Raw genomic sequence first — 22,108 nt, forward strand, 5'->3', positions numbered from 1 at the left:
TCGATAGAATAAAGATATTCCCCCATGTAAGCGATTTCCTTTATACGCATAGATTGGGAGAAACTATTATCCTATCAAAGGAGGACAATTATGAAACCATCTCACTTTACGGAGAAACGGTTGATGAAAAAAGTTCTTGGTTTGTTCTTAGTGGTTGTGATGCTGGCTAGTGTTGGCGTGTTGCCGACTTCGAAAGTCCAGGCAGCGGGAACCACCGTTACCTCGATGGAGTATTTCTCACCAGCCGATGGACCTGTTATTTCTAAATCTGGAGTTGGCAAAGCCAGCTACGGATTTGTAATGCCAAAGTTCAATGGAGGTTCCACTACGTGGAACGATGTTTACAGTGACGTGGGTGTCAATGTGAAAGTCGGTAACAACTGGGTTGATATTGATCAAGCCGGAGGTTATATCTACAACCAAAACTGGGGGCACTGGAGCGATGGAGGATTCAATGGCTACTGGTTCACCCTCTCCAAAACAACCGAAATTCAACTGTACTCCAAAGCAAATGGTGTTAAGCTTGAATATCAACTTGTATTCCAAAACATTAACAAAACAACCATTACAGCGATGAATCCGACACAAGGGCCGCAAATTACAGCAAGTTTTACAGGCGGTGCAGGCTTTACATATCCAACATTCAACAATGATCCTGCGGTAACTTATGAAGCTGTAGCGGATGATTTGAAGGTATATGTCAAACCTATAAACAGCAGCACATGGATTGATATTGACAATAATGCAGCCAGTGGCTGGATTTATGATCACAACTTCGGCCAATTCACCGATGGTGGGGGCGGATACTGGTTTACCGTAACGGAGTCGATCAATGTCAAATTGGAATCGAAGACTTCTTCGGCTAACGTCATTTATACCATCACCTTTAATGAACCGACAAGAAATTCATATGTCATTACGCCATACGAAGGAACAACTTTTACTGCAGATGCGAATGGTTCCATTGGGGTACCGCTTCCCAAAATTGATGGGGGTGCGCCAATCGCCAAGGAACTGGGCAATTTCGTATACCAGATTAACATTAATGGGCAATGGGTGGATCTGAGCAACTCCAGTCAGAGCAAATTTGCATACTCCGGTAATGGCTACAACAATATGTCGGATGCCAATCAGTGGGGATACTGGGCTGATTATATCTATGGCCTTTGGTTCCAGCCAATCCAGGAAAATATGCAAATCCGTATCGGCTATCCGCTGAACGGACAGGCGGGCGGAAATATCGGCAACAACTTCGTGAACTATACCTTCATCGGTAATCCAAATGCTCCGCGTCCGGATGTATCGGATCAAGAGGATATCTCAATCGGAACACCAACCGACCCGGCTATCTCTGGCATGAATCTCATTTGGCAGGATGAATTTAACGGAACTACGCTGGATACAAGTAAATGGAACTATGAAACAGGTTATTATCTCAATAACGATCCGGCTACCTGGGGATGGGGAAATGCAGAACTGCAGCACTACACGAACAGCACCCAAAATGTATATGTACAGGACGGGAAGCTGAATATCAAGGCCATGAATGATAGCAAATCTTTCCCGCAGGATCCGAATCGGTATGCACAGTATTCCTCTGGTAAGATTAACACCAAGGATAAACTCTCCCTGAAGTACGGCAGAGTAGATTTTCGTGCCAAGCTGCCTACAGGTGATGGCGTTTGGCCAGCACTGTGGATGCTTCCAAAAGATTCTGTATATGGCACTTGGGCTGCATCGGGTGAAATCGATGTTATGGAAGCGAGAGGGCGTTTGCCTGGATCTGTAAGCGGTACCGTACACTTTGGCGGACAATGGCCCGTGAACCAGTCTTCTGGCGGCGACTATCACTTCCCAGAAGGGCAAACTTTTGCCAATGATTATCATGTATACTCGGTAGTCTGGGAAGAGGACAACATTAAATGGTATGTCGACGGCAAGTTTTTCTATAAAGTCACTAATCAGCAGTGGTATTCCACAGCTGCACCGAACAACCCGAACGCTCCTTTCGATGAGCCGTTCTACCTCATTATGAACTTGGCAATCGGCGGAAACTTCGACGGAGGCCGTACTCCGAACGCGTCCGATATCCCGGCAAACATGCAGGTGGATTATGTACGTGTGTATAAAGAACAGTAATAAGACAGCCGTTTCCACGATTGGGGTCGTGTCGAGGCCATTCACCATAGTAGTTATGGGTGATGAGGCAAGTTGAACGGAGAAGAAAAGACAGGAAAGACCAACAACAAAAATGTTGTTGGTCTTTGTCGTTTGAGAAGGTATCCGGTTAAGCTCAAGCGAAATTTTTCTTCTCTACAATAATGAAGCAGCCTTCATTCAATTGTTGAACGAAGGCTGCTTGGAGTCTTTATATCATGCCTATTTATTTTGTAATTCCTTTTAATGACGGGAAGCTGCTTGCGCTGGTACCACTGAAGCCTCTTCACGCACAACCGCCTGTGCTGCCGAAGGTCTTACCTCAGGAGCCTCTTCACGCACAACCGCCTGTGCTGCCGAAGGTCTTACCTCAGGAGCTTCTTCACGAACAGCCGCTTGAGCTGATGGACGTGCTACTACAGCTGCTTCTTCGCGAACTGCCGTTTGAGCTGATGGCCGTGTTACTGCAGAAGCATCTTCACGAACTGCCGCTTGTGCGGAAGGACGTGTTACTGCAGAAGCATCTTCACGAACTGCCGCTTGTGCGGAAGGACGTGATACTACAGAAGCATCTTCACGAACTGCCGCTTGTGCGGAAGGACGTGTTACTGCAGGAGCTTCTTCACTGACAGCCGCTGATTGCGATGGACGCGTTGCCGCAGAAGCTTCCTCATTCGCAACCACCCTCGGAGTATTGCTGGAAGCCCAAGCCGTTGTCACTGTACTAACTGCAGCAACTAGGAATAGCGTCGATATCGCTATAACAAAAGTTTTCTTTTTCACATTCTTTACGTTAAGCATGAAAGTTAATCTCCTTTTGAGTTGTTTACCGTCCCCGGATAAAGAGGAGCAGAATTGTATGGGCAAATTCCTTGATCCAGCCACTACGTTCAGGATGGTTTCCCCATAGCGTTTACGATCTGCATAGGCCATTCCCTTTACGACTTCTTCATCGCAGGACAGTTCACTCCATGTATGAATATCTTTGGAAAGCATATGAACCAATGGATTGAACCAATGCAATGCACGAGCTACTAATATGAGCGCCTTGATCCATAAATCTTTCCTTTTCAGGTGTATCAGTTCATGATGGAGCACCATACCGATATCCACATTTGCAGAATTCTTCATAGGCAGATAAATCGTAGGTTTCCACAGCCCAATTAGAAAAGGACTACGAATCATAGCGCTGTAAGCAAGCCGAACCCCGCTCTTGAGACCCAGATTCCCCTGGATTACAGGGAGCAGCATAGCAATATCACTGTTGTTCGGAACGGTGGTTCGCGTAAGTTTTAATTTCTTGAGAAACCTGTGATAACAATAGGTTTGCCATGCTGCAAAAGCGATGACCCCGACTACCCATAAGCATATAAAAGCGAGAGCTACGTTTGCCGAAATGGTCTGTACTTGGATGGCAGGAGCTGGATTGAATGGTCCAGGTAACACATGGTGAACAGTTAAGGGTAACTCGTTTACTGTAGTACTGGATGGGAACAATGAAAATATCCAATTAAAGGCCAGAAAGATGGGCAATAGATACAATCCTAAAGCCATTTTCCCAATTCCAAAACGCCATTTTGCAGGGAAAACTTGAAATGGAACGAGGCGCAATAACAGAATGAAAGCCACAACGACACTTCCAGCAACAGTCAGCGTAGACAGTAATACAAGAATGGTATTCATAGACTACACCTACTTTTCTGAAAACCATTGTCTCAGCTCTGCAATGTCTTGATCAGAGAGTTTGTCTCCATCATACAAAGCTGAAATCAAATTTTTTACAGAGCCTTGATATAATCCATCCAGGACTTGTTGTGTCTCCAATAGCTTGTAATCTTCGGGCGAAATACGGGGGACATACTTGTTGGTACGTCCATCTCTTGTAGCTGTAAGGGCCCCTTTGTCTACCAGCCGAGAGAGAAAGGTAGAGATCGTTTGCGCCTTCCATGCTTTCCCCCTTTGGGAGAACATGTTCAGCAGTTCGGTGGAGGTGACAGGTGGATCACACTCCCAGATCACTTCCATCAGCTCCATTTCAGTTTCCGATAATTTTTGAAGATGGTTCACGGTGAACACTCCTTAACTTCGTTATGCGTCCATATCGAAGGTTATTACTACACTACGTAGTACATACAAATTACTACAATATGTAGTAGATAGTCAAGTGTTGAATGCTGCGAAACCAAAGTCAGGTTTGTACTAGCTATATAAGTTCAACTAATGAATATTTACACTGACACTTCGATGACAGAACAACCTTCCGATCGCTGTTATCCCCAGATTTTTTTGAATCCTTTTTGAAAAGGGGAAATCCGGGGATAAAGGCGAACGCTTCGCTTCTTCAGGTTATTTCTGTCCTCTCCGTTCTCGTGTAAATGTTTAGTTGAACATATATAGTAAACTCAATCTTTGATTGATTTTAATGCAGAGACAATTGTCTGGAGTATATACTTAGTCTTAAATCCTGAAATCACTATAGAGAGAGGAGAAATCATATGAATCTGTTTCATATACAATCTACATTGCAAGAGATCAACTGGACCACGTCGTTCCTGCAGAATAACTTTATCGGCATTGGTTGGCCGGCTACAGGAGATTTGGAGCATGAGCCTGCAGAAGAATGGAAAGAGCAACTAGTTCGACGCTACAGGATAGGAAAGATGGAACTTAGTGATGTCCTGGACACGCTCCATACCTTTGTCTACGTCATGCAGGATGGGGACTATGTCTTGATAAACGATGATGAATGGGCATATGTTGGGGATGTGGGAGATTATTTTTACGATGATTCCAACGGAACCGGAGAGGAATACATATGCCACCGACGAGGTGTTACCTGGCTGGGACGCATTCCCTTAGCAGAGTTAAACGTCAAAGTACTTGCACTTATAAGTCATTATTCACACATTGCAAAATTTGAACATCCAATTTCGCAGGCGCAACTGGAACCATGGGTTTCGAGTACCTCTGCAAAGACTGAGGGAGCAGTTAGAGTAGATGAAGGCACTATTCAAGAAGCGCTCAATGTGCTAATAAAAGCATTGCAAAGCGAAGAAGAAGACCTGCGGATCCGTGCAGCGGCGGCAATTTTACAATATGCCAAATCCTAGGGGCTTACTCACTTTGGTTTCTTTAATATCGGCTTTTTCTTGGCAATAACTGATTAAGCCGATAATGTAACCTGGGAAACAGTGCTTTTGAAATTATTATATATGCCTTGAAACACCCGCCTTAGTGGGTGTTTTTTTGTTTTGTTTTGTCTCTTGTCGAATATGAAATCATCTTGTCAAATGTACGATCACATGGTATCGTTGATAACGATTATCAATATCATTTGAAAAGGGTGGGTTCATTTTGCTTAAACGAAGAAATTCGATATGGATTATCTCCGCATTAATTGTATTGCTCGTGCTGAGTGCATGCGGTCAGGCCGCAACATCAAGCAATACAATGGAGACGACAAACACTACCGGAGCTGCGGGCACGGGATCATCAACCGACTCAACTTCAGTCTCTGATGCCGATACAACAACAGGCGCCGAAGGAGAAACCGTTACATATCAGTCGGATGCAGGTGAAGTGGAAGTACCTGTTGATCCGAAGCGGATTGTCGATCTGACCGCATTTTCAACAGGGTACTTTGTTGCACTCGATACTCCAGTCGTTGGAGCCTTGTCAGGTGCAATGAACAACAAGTACATCAAGGATCAACTTACAAGTGAAGGGACAACAGATCTGGGTGAGCAGCCAACAGCTGAGCAACTGATCAGCCTAAAGCCTGATCTAATCATCGCATATACAGGTACGGAGGGACTTGACAAATTATCGCAGATTGCACCAGTGGTCCAGTTACAATATGGTAAGCGCAATTTCAAGGATCTCATGTTGGAGTTGGGGAATCTGACCAATAGAGAAGCCGAAGCAAAAGACTGGATAACACAATGGGAAGCGAAGATCAATGAGCTGAAGCCCAAAGTACTTGCCGCTGTGGGAGATCGTACAGTCTCCATTTTGAATCCGTACTCCAAAGGACTATTTGTATTTGGTCATAATTACGGTCGTGGTGGTGAGATACTTTATGGTGAATTTGGCCTCAAGGCACCAAAAAGGGCTCAGGCAGAGGCCATTGATAGCGGCACAGGCTGGGCCTCAATCTCGATGGAAGTATTACCGGAATATGCTGGCGACATCATCTTCACCAGCCCGTGGTCAGGAGATACAAGCGATCCGAAGATTGTCTATGATAATACGGTGTGGAAAAATCTAACTGCGGTCAAAGAAGGCTGTGTGTTCCAGCTGGATCCAACCTCCGATACTTACAATGACCCTGTATCACTGGAAGGTCAATTGAAGTTTATCTCGGATAGCCTGCTCTCGGTTAAGTAGTTCATGATTTTTAAAATCGCTACTTCTGAGACTTATATAGAGTCATAAACAGGATATTCTTTCAACCCTTTGGTGAATCTTAGCCAAAGGGTTTTTCAATCCCATTTTCATGATAATATGAGATGAAGTATGCGAAATAAATCTTGGTTAGGAGAAGATAACATGGACGTTTTTGCAGAATATCTAGCACGAATTGATAACCTGGGACACCGGGATCGAACGGAAGAAATTCTGGCGTGGATTACCAACAAATACCCAAATCTGGTACCGAAAATAGCATGGAATCAGCCCATGTTTACCGATCATGGTACATTTATAATTGGGTTTAGTGTGTCCAAACATCATTTGGCTGTGGCGCCTGAAAAGGCTGGGATTAATCATTTTTCCGAACAAATTGCGAAGGCCGGTTATGACCACACCAAGGAGTTGGTGCGTATCCGGTGGGATGGACCGGTAGATTTTTCATTACTGGAAAGAATGATTGAATTCAATATCACGGAGAAGGCAGACTGTTCAACCTTTTGGCGGAAATAGGCATGACGGATATCCTACAACAAAAGACCTCGCTCTCACTTACGTCGGTGAGCGGGGTCTTTGTAATGTTCATTCATCCATTGAGTTGGACATTGCACCAAAGTAATCTATAACTACGTTGCGAAACGCGATAGCTGCTTTCGAGATATATCTGTTTTTATGCGACAATAAAGCAATTTCCCGCACAAGGTTCTGATCCTCGATCCGGAGATATACAATTCGTTCCTGCGGGTTTCTTGCTGTATTGGGTATAAAGGCAAGCCCAATCTCCGCCTCCACAAGTGCAGTTAATCTTGCAGGCTCATCTCCTTCATAAACATACTTCGGTACGAATCCGACGGATTGGCATTTGGAGTCCACCAGATCACGAATACCATATCCTTTTTTCACCCCCACAAACCACTCATCCTTAAGCTCTTCTAATGTGATGCTGCTTCGATCCGCATATCGATGACCGAGAGGCACAGCTACTACAATTGGGTCCTGGAACAGCATCTGACATTCGATATCATCCCCCTGGATTGGAGGGGAAGACAGGCAAAAATCAATTTCGCCGCGGTGGAGAAGCGTGGACATGTCTTCCAACGTAACCATTTGTACATGAAACTGAACATTCGGCTTATTTTTTCGGAATTCCCGCAAGATTCCTGGTAATGTGCTTGCTGTTGTGACTGCCAATTGAAGTGTACCGTGATCCGGGTTGGAGAGATCAGCAATTTCCTGTTTTCCCTGTTCCAATTCGAATAGGGCTTTTTCGGTCCGTCGAAGGAATGTTCTTCCGAATTCGTTTAACCGCAGCTTTCTACCCAATCGATCAAATAACGGTGCACCCAAGTCATCCTCCAAACGTTGTATCGTCTTGCTCAGTGAGGATTGAGTGACATGCAGCTTACCCGCAGCTTCCGTAACATGTTCACATCGGGCTAACGTCAGAAAATAGCGTAGTTGAAGAAGTTCCATTTCGCACCACTCTCTTATTCCTTTTAGTTCATCAAATCATAACATAAAATGCGTTGGAATAAATAAAGGGATTCCATTAAGATGACAACAGAAGAAGGAGGAGGGATATACATAATGAACGCTCGAAATATATGGTTAATGATTTCTGTAGGCTTGGGAATCATGCTGAATCCGCTCAATTCCTCCATGATATCTATAGCGATTGCAAGACTACAACAGGAGTTTTTACTTGATGTTACGGCCGTGTCATGGATTATTTTTTCCTTTTACATTGCAAGTGCTGTGGCTCAACCGGTCATGGGCAAGTGCAGTGATCTGTTCGGCCGCAGAAAGATATTCCTTATCGGTCTGGTTGTAGTTTTCGTTTCCTCCATATTATCTCCGTTATCTCCAGACTTTTCTTGGCTCATTGTTTTCCGGATCATTCAATCTGTTGGCACAAGCATGATGGTAGCCGTCGGGATGGCGATTGTAAGAATCCATGTTACTGAGAAACAGGCAGCTGCCCTGTCTATCCTTGCGATGTTCCTGTCTGGTGCAGCCGCGATAGGTCCTTTTCTTGGCGGTGTATTGATTCATTGGGGGGACTGGCCAAGCATTTTCCTTGTAAATATTCCATTGGTAATCGCAAGCTTTATATTCGCTTGGAAAACCATTCCAAAAGAAGCGGCACTCAAATCCAACCATGGTGACATGTCCATCAAGAAATGGTTCCTGCTGATTGATGCGCTAGGCATACTCTTGTTCACAGTCACTTTGGTGACTCTGCTAATGAGCATGCTTTCCGTTAAATCAACCGGACATCTTTCAACATGGCACCTTATGGCAGGGGGAATCGGTTTGATTGCATTAGCAAGTTTTATACGACATGAATTGAAAACAGCGTCCCCTTTTATACCGCTGAGGGTATTTGCCAAATATCCCGAAATGACCTGGGTGAATGTACAATTTATGCTGGTTAACACGCTGTTTTACGCGCTGTTCTTTGGTGTGCCGTCTTATTTACAGCAGGTACGCCATCTGAACGAAGTTCATACAGGATTAATTATGCTAACCCTCGGTTTATGTTCACTCATCAGTTCTCCACTCGCTGGACGCTGGATTGACAAATCAGGTACGCGGCCAGCTTTGATCGTTTCAGCAGTGCTAATGACGTTCGGTTCCATCTTGATTGTGGCATTGGATAAAGCTTCACCAGTGGTGAATGTCATCTTGCCCTTAGCTGTATTCGGCATAAGTAATGGGTTGAACACTGTCGGTATGCAGGCAGCTTTGTTTAAGAGCACACCCAAAGATATGATTGGGGTCGCATCAGGTATTTTTAATACATCGAGATATCTGGGTACCATTTTGTCGTCGTTGTTGATTGGCATTGTCATGGGAAACACATTCAGTTTTATAGGGTTCCAAACGCTCGGAATCATTCTGACGGTATTAGCTGCATCTTTAATCATGATGACCTTACGACGCCATAAATCATCCGAAACGCAAGCGATATAGTATCGAATCACATGATTTACATCATTACGTAGTCATATATTGCTTACGAAATTGAAGCGGAGACAATCCAATAGACCGTTTGAAACAGGCTGAGAAGTATGGGGCATAACGAAAGCCCACTTCTTCAGCAATGCGGTCGATCAACCAGTCTGTAGTAACCAGTAATCGCTTTGCACGTTCTAAGCGAAGTTCATTTAAATATTCAATTGGCGTTTTACCATACTTCATTTTCATGCAACGGATAACATAGTTGGGATGAAAATGGAGAGCTGCTGCCAAGGTTTCATTGGTGACCTTTGTCTTGTAATTCTGTTGAATGTATATCGCTGCTTGTTCTGCTAATCGAGTCTGCACGGAGTCCATAACCCGCAAGCTGCCTTCTTCCAGCATGGAAAGCAATTCACCGAGCAAGCGCTGCTCCTGCCAAAAAGAGCTATCCATTTGCAGTGTCAACAAATGCTCCAGAAGGTTGAAAGCCGCTTGCGGATTGGCTAATCTCGAATGTTTAGGAAGCCTTAATGTATATGGGTTGCCAAATGGCCTGGAGGAGTCTTGCAACTCCGGTTCATGGTCGGAAGAGGTCAGCAAGCTTTCATATCTTTCAACATGCTCGAAATGCAGCCAGTAAAACACCGTTTTCTGCGTACACGGCCTGACCGAATAGTGTTCTCCCTCTGGCAGCAGGATTAGTGAATCTCCTTTTTCCAAAGTCCATTGCTGATCATTCTCTCCAATATATAATTCTCCCTTGACCACAATCAGTAAATCGTAGATACCAAGCTTTTTTCGGTTCGGATGATGATCTCCAATTTCATATTCTGAACGTCCTGCTCCTAAATAATAGGGGAGTTGGGGGACTTTAAGCTCTATGATTCCATCTCCATTCAAAACAAATAGCCCTCCCTATTAGTGTTAAATTCTATAGAAAAAAGTTCAATTCAATTCTATTTTCCCACGTAATCACAGCTTATAATTGAAAACCACAAGAGTCAATTTTATAGGAGGAATTCCATAATGCCAAAAACCAAAGTTTCCATTCAAGACACCTTCTGGAAAGAATACTCAGAATTAGTCCGTCAGACCGTCATCCCTTATCAATGGGAAGCGCTAAATGACCGAATCGAAGGCGCGGAGCCGAGCTATGCCATCCGTAATTTCCGAATTGCAGCTGGCTTGGAGAAAGGCGAATTCGGGGGATGGGTATTTCAGGATAGTGATCTCTACAAATGGTTGGAAGCGGTTGCTTATTCGCTTGGTAACCATCCTGATCCACAACTTGAGGACATCGCTGATGAAGTCATCGAACTGATTGGTAAAGCTCAACATGAAAATGGCTATGTAAATACCTACTTCACCATTAAAGAGCCGGGAAGACAATGGACCAATCTGTATGAAGCTCATGAGTTATATTGTGCCGGCCATATGATTGAGGCAGCAGTTGCATATTACCAAGCGACAGGGAAGCGCAGATTGCTTGACATCTCATGTCGATTCGCTGATCTCATTGACAGCATGTTTGGAAACGAGCCAGGTAAAATTCAGGCGTATTGCGGGCACCAGGAGATAGAGTTAGCTCTGGTTAAACTGTACAACGTTACAGGAGAACAACGTTATTTGGATCTGAGCAGCTATTTCATTAATGAACGCGGCAACAAACCCAGTTATTTTGTGGAGGAATGGGAACGCCGGGGAAGGAAGAATATTTGGTCGCAAGGAACTCCCAATCTTGAGGTATATCAGTCTCATCTGCCTGTGAGAGAACAATCGGTGGCCGTAGGTCACTCAGTTCGTGCCGTTTACATGTACACCGCAATGGCCGATTTGGCGCGCCTTACGAATGATTCAAGTTTGCGTGAAGCCTGTGAGCGGCTATGGAACAATACAACTCGCAAGCAAATGTATATAACCGGCGGCATAGGTGCGACGCACTTGGGGGAAGCGTTCACGTTCGACTATGATTTGCCTAACGATACGGTATATGCGGAGACCTGTGCTTCGATTGGCCTGATATTCTGGGCACGTCGGATGCTGCAATTGGAAGCCAAAAGTGACTATGCTGACGTCATGGAAAGAGCATTATACAATAATGTACTTGGCAGCATGTCCAAAGATGGTCAACATTTCTTCTATGTAAATCCACTAGAGGTACACCCGGATGCGAGTGAAAAAAATCCTGACAAACATCACGTGAAGCCCGTACGGCAGAAATGGTTTGGTTGTTCATGCTGTCCGCCTAATGTGGCTCGTTTGTTAAGTTCACTTCATGATTATATTTATGATGTATCCGATGACGGAAAAACGGTGTACGTGCATTTGTTTATCGGCAGTGAGCTTCAATGGGTGACAGGAGATGGTCTGCAAGTCACATTACACCAACGATCTGAATTACCGTGGCATGGAAAAGTGGAATTCTCCATCTCTTTTACTGGAAATCCTGCGAAAGGTGCTCCATTTGAGATTGCACTTCGAATTCCGCATTGGTTTCAAACTGAGGACCCTTCATTAAAGATCAATGGAGAACCTCAACATTATCGTAAGGAAAATGGTTATGCAAAAATGGAACGTAATTGGTCCGATGGTGATAAAGTAGAGTGGATATTACCACTGGAAACCCAATTGATCGCGGCACATCCTTTGATTCGATCTGATGCTGGCAAAGCTGCCATCCAACGCGGCCCGCTCGTTTATTGCCTGGAGCAAGTGGATAATGGATCTCCACTGTCTTCACTCTCATTTGCCGAGGAGCCAAAGTTGAGAGAACACGAAGCGCCTGAACTGCTTGGTGGCTGCATTACTGTAGAAGTTGATGGACTACTTGTCGATGAATCTGCATGGTTGGAGAATCAACCTTACCAGTCGTTACACAAAAAAGTGAAACCGGTACAACTCACAGCAATCCCTTATTATTTATGGGGCAATCGACAAGCAGGAGAAATGAATGTTTGGCTTCGTACCTGATTCTAAAATTCGTATGTGACACCTTTAATTGAATATCGGGAAAGAGACACAATTGCAAAAGTCGCCTAAATGGCGACTTTTTTGCTTTATGGTCATGCTCATTTAATGCAAACAGACACTTTTTTTAAACGAAATTTAAGATACGCATTAAACCGGTGTAAGGTTGATCTTCTATACTTGCCTCTGAGCTTCAAAAATCATTCGAGGGAGAGATTTATATCAATCATTCACGTTCATTAACATCAAATCGAATCAGAATAACAGCCATCAGCGCACTCGCTATGATTCTGACGGCATGCCCAATCATAAGTACGGGCAGTGCTGCTGCTAATGCAGCTCCTGTATCTGCTATTTCACAGACCACAAAAGATCTTCAGGCTCAAGCGCCTATCCAATATCGAATTCAAGCACGGCTGGATGAGAAGAAGATGACGATAGAGGGTAGTGAATCCATTACTTACCGCAATACAAGCAAAGATACATTGAAGCAACTGGTTTTTCATACTTATGCTGATGCCAACCTTTCGGAATCGACACAGACGACCATGTTTAAACATTCCAATGAAGAGATTAGCAAAAATAATCCTGATAAGAAACCGGAAGACTTTCTTGGAGGAATTGATATTGAGAAGGTGACGACCGGCGGACAAGCCCTTGATTTCAGTAATAAAGACCAAGCTATGTCGGTGAAATTGGAGCAACCACTTCAGCCTGGTGAATCCGTGTCGGTTCAAGTCCATTTTAATCTGAAGATTCCCTATGGCTCACAGCGCTTATCGTATTACAAAGATATTATCAATGGGGCTCATTGGTTCCCTGTAATGTCAGTCTATGACGAGGCCAAGCATGAATGGGATAGCAAACCTTATAGTAAAACATTTGAAACGGATTACTATACTTCCGCGGATTATGAAGTTCAGTTCAATGTTCCCGATCAATATCAGGTAGTGATGCCTGGTACGATAACCACACGGGATGATGCAGAGACTGGACGCAAAGTGGTATCCACCGTAGCCGAGAATACGAGGGAGTTTGCTTTCTTTGCCAGCCCAAACTTCAAAGTGGACAGCGTAACCCGGAATGGCCTCACCGTAGAGTATTATTATTTTGACAACCAGCCAGGTAAGAAAAAGATCATTGATGGATATATTGACCAAGCATTCAAAGCCATTGATTTTTTCAGTGATAAATACGGTAAATACCCTTATCCTGAATTCCGGATTGTTGAATCGTATGTAGAAGGTGTAGCTATCGAGTATTCAAGACTTATCCAAATGGGGCAAATCGGAGTGAATTCCGACCCAGAACAAGACACGGTATTTGTCCATGAAATCGCGCACCAGTGGTTTCATGCATTAATCGGAAATAATTCGGAGACAGAGTCATTTCTGGATGAAGGCTTTGCAGATTTCTCCAAAGTGTATTTTGCTGAGAAGCAGGGAGATAAGATGAATGGCTTTCAATCCATCCAATTTGACGATTCCACTGTGGATAAGGCCATTGCTTCAACCAATGATGAAGTAGGGGATTGGGCAAGTCCGGTTTATTACGATAAAGGTCGCCAAGCGATATACCAATTGTACCGTTCCGTCGGGGAAGAGAAATTTAACGCCTTTATGAAAGAGTATTTTAAACGCTATGTGTACCAAAACGCTACGATTGACGGACTTCTGCAAACGATAGAAGATGTGCTAGGGAAAGAGGCGCGAAATGATATGAAGACGGCTTTATATGAGCCCAATTTTGTGCTGAAGCCCGAATATCAACTGTCGAATGAGGAAAAAACGGCATATTTTCATGATCAGTTTCAATCGCTGTATGAATCAGCATTAACTCAGGTTCCGAATTTACCTTTTGAAAGCATGAGCCGTGTGATGAATAAAGCCCTTCAAGGTGAGCGATTAGCCATTGTGCTTAGTGATCAGATGAGCAAGTCAGCGAACAAACAACAGGAAGCCATGGTAAATCAACTGACAACTCTTCTGGATTTAAGCGGAGTGAAGTATGACGTGATCCGGGACCGTCAGGAATTGAAGCAAAAAATGAAAAAAGAACTGGCTACCAGCAACCTGATTGTACTTGGCAATGCCAAAGCCAATGGTTTTGTACAAGCTTTAAAATCCAGCATTATGGATCGTGCTACCCATATCGGTTTTCAATGGAAAACGACCATGAACCAACCGTCTGCTGCGGGAGCTTATATTATCAAACATCCTTATAATCAAAATCGTTTGATGCTGCACTATTTCTGGAATGAAGATCATCTGAGTAGTGGGAGTCTTGAACCATTCATGATGAAGATGCAGGAATCCATTGGATTCAGCAGCGCTTATTATCAGTACTATGTGTTGGACAATACCGGCAAGGTCGCACTGGATAAAAAAGTGGAAAATCCACTTTCGAAATTTTTTGCTGAGGAATAATCCGAAGCGTTCAATCTAATAAAGAAAGATTAAATTCCCTTGCCCATTGTCATTGGAAGAACATCATATCACCTGGTATAGAGTCGCCTATATGGCGACTTTTTTATTTAAGTTGAAATTAGGTTTTTAAAAGCTGTTCTGAAGGGTAAATATAACGTGGATCTTTAAATGGATGTAAAATAAAACGTTGCGGAGGAAAATGAAGAATGTGAGGGAAAGCATTGATTGTTAATATACTGCAAATAATAACAATATAATGTTTGAAGACACGATTCGGAGAACACCGAGATGAGGAGGACATATGAAAACAACCAAGGTCTCATTTTATGTACTATCACTAATTCTGCTCCTAGGGGCGGGGTTATCCGGATGGTCGGGGGATGCCAATGCAAACTCCAATTCAGGTAAAACCTATGTGATTGGCACGGACATCACATTTGCACCGTTTGAGTATCAAGATGAAAATGGGGATTATGTAGGCATCGATATGGATTTGCTGGATGCGATCGCCAAAGACCAGAACTTTAATTATCAAATCAAAGCGCTGGGATTTAATGCTGCGGTGCAAGCTCTTGAATCCAATCAGGTGGATGGCGTCATTGCCGGGATGAGTATCACAGATGAACGAAAACAAAAGTTTGATTTCTCAGAAGCCTATTTCGATTCAGGTGTAGTTATGGGTGTGAGCGCAAATAACGATACCGTAAAAAGCTACGAAGATCTTCGCGGTAAAAAAGTCGCCGTAAAGACGGGCACAGAAGGGTACAGCTTTGCTGAATCTATTTCCTCAAAATACGGCTTTACCATCGTTCCGTTTGATGATTCTTCGCAAATGTATGACGATGTAAAGACGGGGAACTCCGCAGCGTGTTTTGAAGATTATCCAGTACTGGCCTTCGGGGTAAATCAGAATAACGGTTTAAAAATCGTTACCAAAAAAGAAGAAGGGGCTTCCTACGGATTTGCGGTAAGCAAAGGACAGAACCAGGAACTCCTAAAAATGTTTAATGACGGCCTAACGAATATTAAGGTAAGCGGGGAGTATGATCGTATTAAAGAGAACTACCTTGGTGAGAATGCCGTTGTCGCAAACCAGGGTCGTTGGGAATTAGTCCAGAAATCTCTGCCCGCGCTATTCAAAGGTCTGGGAAACACTCTCTTGTATACGATTGTTTCTTTGTTTTTCGCTTTCATCATCGGCTTGATTTTTGGCTTTATGAAAGTGGGTCAAAATAAGGTCCTTCGTGGGGTTGCTACCGTATTTGTAGATATTTTCCGCGGGATACCGTTGATCGTCCTGGCATTCTTTATCTATTTCGGGATTCCTCAGGCCATGGGCTTCACCATGCCACTGTTCCTGGCCGCCATTCTAACGCTGAGTTTGAATGCAGGGGCGTACGTAACGGAAATTATTCGCGGGGGGATTCAATCGATTGATCGTGGACAGATGGAGGCCGCCCGTTCATTGGGACTTCCTTATCGCAAAGCCATGATAAAGATCGTAATTCCTCAGGCCATACGGGTTATGATTCCTTCATTTATTAATCAGATGGTTATTACATTGAAAGATACGTCGATCTTATCCGTCATTGGCCTGGTGGAGTTGACTCAATCCGGTAAGATTGTTATCGCAAGAACATTTGCCTCTTTCGACATTTGGTTGACCGTTGCGATTATGTACCTGATTGTTATCATCACATTGACTAAAATTGCTGATTACCTGGAGGTGAAGGTTCGTCGTGGGTAAAATTAAAGTTGAAGGATTAAAGAAAAGTTTTGGCACAAATCAAGTGCTGAAGGGCATCGATATATCGGTCAACGAAGGTGAAGTTGTCTGTGTCATTGGACCTTCAGGTTCAGGTAAAAGTACGTTTTTGCGTTGCATTAACCAGTTAGATGAGATCACTGCTGGACGGGTTATCGTAGATGATCGGGATCTAAATGATCCCAAAACGAACATTAACAAAGCACGCGAGAATATTGGCATGGTGTTTCAGCATTTCAACCTGTTTCCTCATTTCAGCGTGCTCAAAAATATCATGTTTGCACCCAGAGAACTTGGGATATTACAAGAACAGGAGGCACGAGATACGGCGTTGCGTCTGCTTGATCGGGTTGGTTTGTCGGATAAAGCAGACAGCTATCCCAACCAACTTTCGGGCGGACAAAAACAACGCGTAGCGATCGCTCGTGCGCTTGCCATGAATCCGGACGTTATGTTATTCGATGAACCGACTTCGGCACTTGACCCTGAGATGGTAGGCGAAGTGCTTGGTGTAATGAAGGATCTTGCGAGCGAAGGTATGACGATGATTATCGTGACCCATGAAATGGGGTTTGCCCGTGAAGTTGCGGATCGGGTTGTCTTCATGGACGGTGGATATGTTGTAGAGCAGGGCACTCCTGTTGAAATATTCGGAAATCCAAAAAATGAACGGACGATCAGCTTCCTGGAGAAAGTACTCTAAGACGCCAAACCAAAAAAACCTTCAAGATCAGTTCTTGAGGGGTTTTTGGTTTGCATTTAATTTGAATGGGTCATTGCCCGTAATCGCTTTACATCTTCTCTTGGCGGAAAACCAAACATGCGAGAATATTCACGACTGAATTGTGAAGGACTTTCATAGCCTACCTGGAAGGCAACATCAGCAGCATCTGTCGATTCAGACAATAACAGACGCCGGGCTTCCTGCAGCCTTAATTGTTTTTGGAACTGAATAGGACTCATGGCGGTAACCTCTTTGAAGTGTCTATGAAGTGAAGCCACGCTCATTTTTCCAATCTCCGCAAGCTCCTCAATACGAAACGTTTGATTATAACTACTCACAATCCGTTCAATCACATCTCTGATTCGATAAGTAGCACTTCCTTCAAGTGCAATCTGCTCCAACATGCCTCCATGCTCACCTTCAAGAACTCTGTAGAGAATTTCCTTGATATATAGAGGTGCCAGTATCGAGATATCCTTTGGTTTATCCAGCAATCGGACTAATCGAATTACGGCATCAAGCATCGTTAACTCCGTCGGGCTGACATATATGCCTCGTTTGGCATTTTTCTTCTGCCGGCCTTGAATTTCGGCATCGCGTAACACGTCCAGCACTTGCTCCGGCGTAAATACAAGATTCAGAGCCAAATAGGGAACATCCGAGGAAGCTTCAACCACTTGTGAGGTAACCGGAAGATCCAAGGAGGCCACAAGATAATCGGCTGGACTGTATCTGAATCGCTCCTCGGCCAGCCATACATCTTTTGCACCTTGAACAATAATGCACAAGGAAGGTTTGTAAACACTATGCTTCGGACCGGTAACTGTTGAGCGACGAATAAAAAATAATGAAGGAATCGCAGTCTCATTTAAACCTTCATGTTCTGAATAATGCTGAATAACATGGGCAAGCTCTTCCTGTTGCTTATAAATGGGCTTAGACATAATATCCTCCTTACTCCTTCAACGGAATAGCCCAATTATAAACCATGAAGATCTCATATAAAAATGGTCTTGAGAAGATTAGGCAATCTTTTGCGATGAATTGGTTATCGGTCATTCATTCATCTGGTGCATAATTGGATGACAGAGACACCACAACAGTCTTACTTTCTTTAGAGAGGAGAATCAGAATGGAAAATCGTTCACTTGGAACTACGGGATTAAAGGTAACGAATCTATGTCTGGGTACAATGACTTTTGGTAATCAGGCAGATCAAAATACTTCATTTCATATTCTTGACCAGGCTTTTGATGCAGGTGTGAACTTCATCGACACAGCCGATGTATATCCCATTGGTAGAGCATCATATGCAATCGCAGGGGCTACCGAATCGATCATTGGGGAATGGACGAAGGGTAAACGGGACAAGGTTATTCTGGCTACAAAGTGTTTTGGAGCAATGGGACCTGGCGCTAATGACAAGGGTTTAAGCAGAAAGCACATCATAACAGCCTTTGAGGAAAGTCTTCGCCGCCTAAAAACGGACTATATCGATCTTTATCAAGCTCATCAATTCGACCCAAGTACACCCTTGGATGAAACGCTGCGTGCATTTGATCAGCTTGTGGAACAAGGTAAAGTTCGTTACTTGGGGGTATCCAATTGGCGTTCCTGGCAAGTGGCGAAAGCAAATGGAATTGCAGACAGAAAAAATTACACACGAATTGCGAGCGTCCAGCCACGCTACAACTTGTTGTTTCGGATGATAGAGGAAGATTTGATTCCAATGGCTCTCGATGAAGGTGTTGGAGTGATCAGTTATAATCCGCGATTTATAAAGTCACGGATGTAACTTCGCATGAACAAATGGAGGAACTAGCCGAGCTGGCTCTGGATACTGAGGGTTTGCGTAAAGAGGAGTATGCCAACAATATCCGAACAACCATTATATCCCCAGGAATGGTTACAACCGAATTAACCGAATCCATTACTGATGAGAATTTCAAACCGGTCGTTGAAAAAATGTATGAAGGGGCCATTGATGCAGACAGCATTGCTCGTTCCATTGCATTTGCCATTGAACAACCATCCGACGTGGCAATTAACGAAATGATCATTCGCCCTACAAGTCAGGAGCGGTAATCTAGGAAGAATGCGTTCTGCTGCTTGGAGGTGAGCATTTGTATACACGGATTAGAAATCTGTTTGAGATAAAAGGATATCGTTTATTCATCATTTGCATCCTGCTGGTCGGTATAGGTATTTCAATTACGCAGCCATATTTATCCTTGTATGCCACAGAAGTTTTGGGAATGAGTATGGGAACTTTTGGCGTTTTTATGGCCGTGAGTTCATTAGGTGGAGTACTGGTCAACTCGCTTATTGCCAAACGGTCAGATAGCGGTTTGGATCGAAAATGGTTAATTATTTTGGCAATGTTATCATCTGCGTTGGGATACGCTTCCTATTTGGTGTTTGATCATTTCATTATTCTGTTGGTTGTCATTACTTTTTTTAGTGGATTAGGCGCACCGGCGATGCCGCAAATCTACGCCTATGCACAGGAATCAGCAGTAGCAAGTCAAAACAATGATAAAACGTTTGCGATGTCTATATTACGTTCACTTGTGTCCTTAGGCTTCCTGATTGGACCACTTGTCGGTACAGTCATTTTGGGTGTACTTGGATATAAGGCTCTCTTTCTAGGCACATCTTTTATCTATATTACCATCGCGTTTCTTGTGTTCTTTTTCTTACAAAGACGAAAATTGGTCCAGCAAAATAAGGATAAGGTAAAAAGTGCACACACTTCATCGCTGAAAAACAAAAAAATTATGCTGCCGTTTTTCGTTTTTATCTTCCTGTTTGCTGTAAATGCGATGAATACTATCAACACGCCGTTGTTTATTGTTCATGAGCTTCAGGGTACACCGATGGATGTTGGATTGGTCGTTAGTATCTCGGCTTGTTTGGAAATCCCCATCATGCTTGTATTAGGATCGCTCGGCAAGAAAATATCAAATCACACCTTGTTGATTATGGGTTGTTTTGTGGGGCTTTTTTATTACGCCATCTTAAGTCTATCGACCCATTCCTGGCAGCTTATCGCGGCACAGCTCCTGCAAGCAATATATGTAGCCATTGTGATGGGGAATGGACTAAGCTATTTCTCGGATGTGTTGCCTCATTCACCAGGTCTGTCCACGACCCTCTATTACAATGGCTCCATTATTGGTCGTCTTGTGGGAAATATGGGTGGTGGTATTCTTGCCCAGATCATCGGATTTCGTCATGTGTACTGGATGTGTATCGTTATCATGATTTTCTCTCTGTTGATCCTATGGGCGACAAGGGTTCATTCAAAAGTCAAACCATCAGCAGGACACTCCCTGTAGTTCTTAATCCTCCATTTCCATTATCAAAAGAAAGAGGCAGGCAGGCATTCACCCAGGTGAATCTTGTTTAGCCTTCTTTTCCATTTGCCATGGTCTTTTCGGCCGGCGCATAAACCAAGCGCTTGCGGACAAGGGAGGGCAGGAATTTTAGATAGAAAAAGCTGACGGCTATCGTGCATAATGCCAACATGTAATGCAGCCAAGTGACCGATAACCAGACTGGAAAAGCAAGGGCAATACCTCCCAAAGCCAATGAGTGCCCAAGCATCATAATCGGCTCGATCAATGAATTAACTCGACCCATATTCTCCGGGGGAACAAGCTCCGGCATCCAACTACCCAGCGCAATGTTAATAGGAGCTATGGCGATTCCCGCCAACAGGATGAGAAAAAGATAGACTTCAATCCGCATGGTTGTTCCAAGTCCTCCGATAAGCAGGCTGGAAATGAAAAGTCCCGATATCAGAATCGGAGTTCTGGTGAAGCGGCGGATGAAGTGAGGAGCGATGATGCTGCCGATCAGAAAGCCAATTCCCAAAAAGACAGTAATGAGCGAAGAATGAACGACGTAATTTTCGGGGCTTAGCTTGTATTTCATGGCAAAGATGGGGAGTACAGAGAAGACGCCGTTTACAATACCGAAAAACAGAAATCCACTAATCAGTACAAGAAGCAATCGATTTCCGGCAATATACCGGATCCCCTGCCAAAAATCGTTGAAGAGAAGTGATAGCCGTAGTTCCCGAATAGCGGTTCTTCCATTGGGAGTTCGGGCACGTTCGGGGAAATCTCCCCAAGCTAAAAGAAGACCTGAGATCAGGAAACTGACACCGTCGATGATAAAGGCGTCTTTAATGCCGATAAAATGATAGGCCGCTGCGCCCAAGCTCATACCAAAGAGCATAAACATTCCCATGATCATCTGATTGAGGCCGGAGGCCTGAACATATTGGTCCTGATCAATGCTGCCTTGCAGCAATCCCATTTCTGCGGGACCAAAAAATTTGGATATCGAACTGCGTAAAAAGAGCATTAAAAAGCAGAAGAACAGCATGTCATAATGAACAAATAATAGCAGCAGCAGGGTAAGTCCTGCCCTGATCCAGTCACTGTAGGCAGCAATATGCTTGCGGTCGAATCGGTCAGCAATGACACCGACGATCCAGAACACAGCTAAGGTGGGCAATGAGTACATCAGCTCCGCCATCGTAGCGAGCGACGGGCGCTCACTGTATCTGTCTACCAAATAAAAGGCGAATGCCATATTTCCAATCACGGTTCCTAGCTGTGACGCAAAAGCCGCAATGAACAGCTTACAGAATGTCGGATTACGAAAAAGCGTCTTCATTCCTTCTCCCCCTAA

18 protein-coding genes are annotated in these 22,108 nt (G+C 44.0%); 12 read left to right on the forward strand and 6 right to left on the reverse strand.

Translation table 11 applies throughout. The annotated features are described in order from the left end of the window. Positions 1-90 precede the first annotated feature (90 nt). On the forward strand, positions 91-2,139 hold the full coding sequence (locus tag ACFVQB_RS05930; protein ID WP_379435486.1) for a glycoside hydrolase family 16 protein: 2,049 nt from the start codon (positions 91-93) through the stop codon (positions 2,137-2,139). 261 nt (positions 2,140-2,400) lie between these two features. On the opposite strand, the gene ACFVQB_RS05935 is transcribed toward ACFVQB_RS05930, so the two are convergent. Both ACFVQB_RS05935 and ACFVQB_RS05940 read right to left on the reverse strand, forming a co-directional pair. After that, positions 2,401-3,840 (reverse strand): M56 family metallopeptidase, encoded by a 1,440-nt coding sequence (locus ACFVQB_RS05935; RefSeq protein ID WP_379435488.1) that lies wholly within the window; start codon positions 3,838-3,840, stop codon positions 2,401-2,403. Between the two features lie 9 nt (positions 3,841-3,849). Further along, positions 3,850-4,224: a BlaI/MecI/CopY family transcriptional regulator gene (locus ACFVQB_RS05940; protein ID WP_379435491.1), complete on the reverse strand. Its 375-nt coding sequence runs from the start codon at positions 4,222-4,224 to the stop codon at positions 3,850-3,852. A gap of 428 nt (positions 4,225-4,652) precedes the next feature. On the opposite strand from ACFVQB_RS05940, the gene ACFVQB_RS05945 reads away from it, so the two are divergent. From ACFVQB_RS05945 to ACFVQB_RS05955, 3 genes are all read left to right on the forward strand, one after another. Beyond that, complete coding sequence (locus tag ACFVQB_RS05945) at positions 4,653-5,267, forward strand: hypothetical protein (RefSeq protein ID WP_379435494.1); 615 nt, start codon at positions 4,653-4,655, stop codon at positions 5,265-5,267. Positions 5,268-5,511: 244 nt separating this feature from the next. Next, a complete protein-coding gene (locus tag ACFVQB_RS05950) occupies positions 5,512-6,543 on the forward strand; it encodes an ABC transporter substrate-binding protein (protein WP_379435497.1) in 1,032 nt (343 codons plus the stop codon). Positions 6,544-6,705: 162 nt separating this feature from the next. Next, positions 6,706-7,077, forward strand: coding sequence for an iron chaperone (locus tag ACFVQB_RS05955; RefSeq protein WP_379435499.1), 372 nt, complete (start codon positions 6,706-6,708; stop codon positions 7,075-7,077). Between the two features lie 69 nt (positions 7,078-7,146). Here ACFVQB_RS05955 and ACFVQB_RS05960 read toward each other — a convergent pair whose 3' ends face one another. Continuing rightward, complete coding sequence (locus tag ACFVQB_RS05960; protein ID WP_379435502.1) at positions 7,147-8,037, reverse strand: LysR family transcriptional regulator; 891 nt, start codon at positions 8,035-8,037, stop codon at positions 7,147-7,149. Between the two features lie 114 nt (positions 8,038-8,151). On the opposite strand from ACFVQB_RS05960, the gene ACFVQB_RS05965 reads away from it, so the two are divergent. Next, positions 8,152-9,537 carry an MFS transporter gene (locus ACFVQB_RS05965; RefSeq protein ID WP_379435504.1) on the forward strand — a complete coding sequence of 462 codons (1,386 nt, stop codon included), beginning with the start codon at positions 8,152-8,154 and terminating at the stop codon, positions 9,535-9,537. A 24-nt stretch (positions 9,538-9,561) separates the two neighbouring features. Here ACFVQB_RS05965 and ACFVQB_RS05970 read toward each other — a convergent pair whose 3' ends face one another. Beyond that, a complete protein-coding gene (locus tag ACFVQB_RS05970; RefSeq protein ID WP_379435507.1) occupies positions 9,562-10,425 on the reverse strand; it encodes a helix-turn-helix domain-containing protein in 864 nt (287 codons plus the stop codon). Between the two features lie 126 nt (positions 10,426-10,551). Between ACFVQB_RS05970 and ACFVQB_RS05975 the strand changes: the two genes are divergently transcribed. The 4 genes from ACFVQB_RS05975 (at position 10,552) to ACFVQB_RS05990 (ending at position 17,386) form a co-directional block, all read left to right on the forward strand. Beyond that, the gene (locus tag ACFVQB_RS05975) at positions 10,552-12,495 is read left to right on the forward strand and encodes a glycoside hydrolase family 127 protein (protein ID WP_379435510.1); all 1,944 of its coding nucleotides are present in this window, start codon (positions 10,552-10,554) and stop codon (positions 12,493-12,495) included. Between the two features lie 281 nt (positions 12,496-12,776). After that, positions 12,777-14,918: a M1 family metallopeptidase gene (locus ACFVQB_RS05980; RefSeq protein WP_379435513.1), complete on the forward strand. Its 2,142-nt coding sequence runs from the start codon at positions 12,777-12,779 to the stop codon at positions 14,916-14,918. A 301-nt stretch (positions 14,919-15,219) separates the two neighbouring features. Next, positions 15,220-16,665 (forward strand): amino acid ABC transporter substrate-binding protein/permease, encoded by a 1,446-nt coding sequence (locus ACFVQB_RS05985; RefSeq protein WP_379435516.1) that lies wholly within the window; start codon positions 15,220-15,222, stop codon positions 16,663-16,665. After that, entirely contained in the window at positions 16,658-17,386 is a 729-nt protein-coding gene (locus tag ACFVQB_RS05990) for an amino acid ABC transporter ATP-binding protein (RefSeq protein WP_379435518.1), read from the forward strand. The genes ACFVQB_RS05985 and ACFVQB_RS05990 overlap by 8 nt, the downstream gene beginning before the upstream one ends. A 56-nt stretch (positions 17,387-17,442) precedes the next feature. Here ACFVQB_RS05990 and ACFVQB_RS05995 read toward each other — a convergent pair whose 3' ends face one another. Then, complete coding sequence (locus tag ACFVQB_RS05995) at positions 17,443-18,351, reverse strand: AraC family transcriptional regulator (RefSeq protein ID WP_379435521.1); 909 nt, start codon at positions 18,349-18,351, stop codon at positions 17,443-17,445. Between the two features lie 188 nt (positions 18,352-18,539). Between ACFVQB_RS05995 and ACFVQB_RS06000 the strand changes: the two genes are divergently transcribed. Genes ACFVQB_RS06000 through ACFVQB_RS06010 form a run of 3 tightly spaced genes read left to right on the forward strand, consistent with a single transcriptional unit; the run spans position 18,540 to position 20,745 of the window. After that, the gene (locus ACFVQB_RS06000; protein WP_379435524.1) at positions 18,540-19,202 is read left to right on the forward strand and encodes an aldo/keto reductase; all 663 of its coding nucleotides are present in this window, start codon (positions 18,540-18,542) and stop codon (positions 19,200-19,202) included. Positions 19,203-19,216: 14 nt separating this feature from the next. After that, positions 19,217-19,492: an SDR family oxidoreductase gene (locus ACFVQB_RS06005; RefSeq protein WP_379435527.1), complete on the forward strand. Its 276-nt coding sequence runs from the start codon at positions 19,217-19,219 to the stop codon at positions 19,490-19,492. Positions 19,493-19,530: 38 nt separating this feature from the next. Continuing rightward, positions 19,531-20,745 (forward strand): sugar efflux transporter, encoded by a 1,215-nt coding sequence (locus ACFVQB_RS06010; protein WP_379435529.1) that lies wholly within the window; start codon positions 19,531-19,533, stop codon positions 20,743-20,745. 67 nt (positions 20,746-20,812) lie between these two features. Here ACFVQB_RS06010 and ACFVQB_RS06015 read toward each other — a convergent pair whose 3' ends face one another. Then, positions 20,813-22,093 (reverse strand): MFS transporter, encoded by a 1,281-nt coding sequence (locus ACFVQB_RS06015; protein WP_379435531.1) that lies wholly within the window; start codon positions 22,091-22,093, stop codon positions 20,813-20,815. Positions 22,094-22,108 lie beyond the last annotated feature (15 nt).

Source organism: Paenibacillus sp. NPDC057886 (assembly GCF_042796655.1).
In the GTDB taxonomy this organism is placed as follows: Bacteria; Bacillota; Bacilli; order Paenibacillales; family Paenibacillaceae; genus Paenibacillus.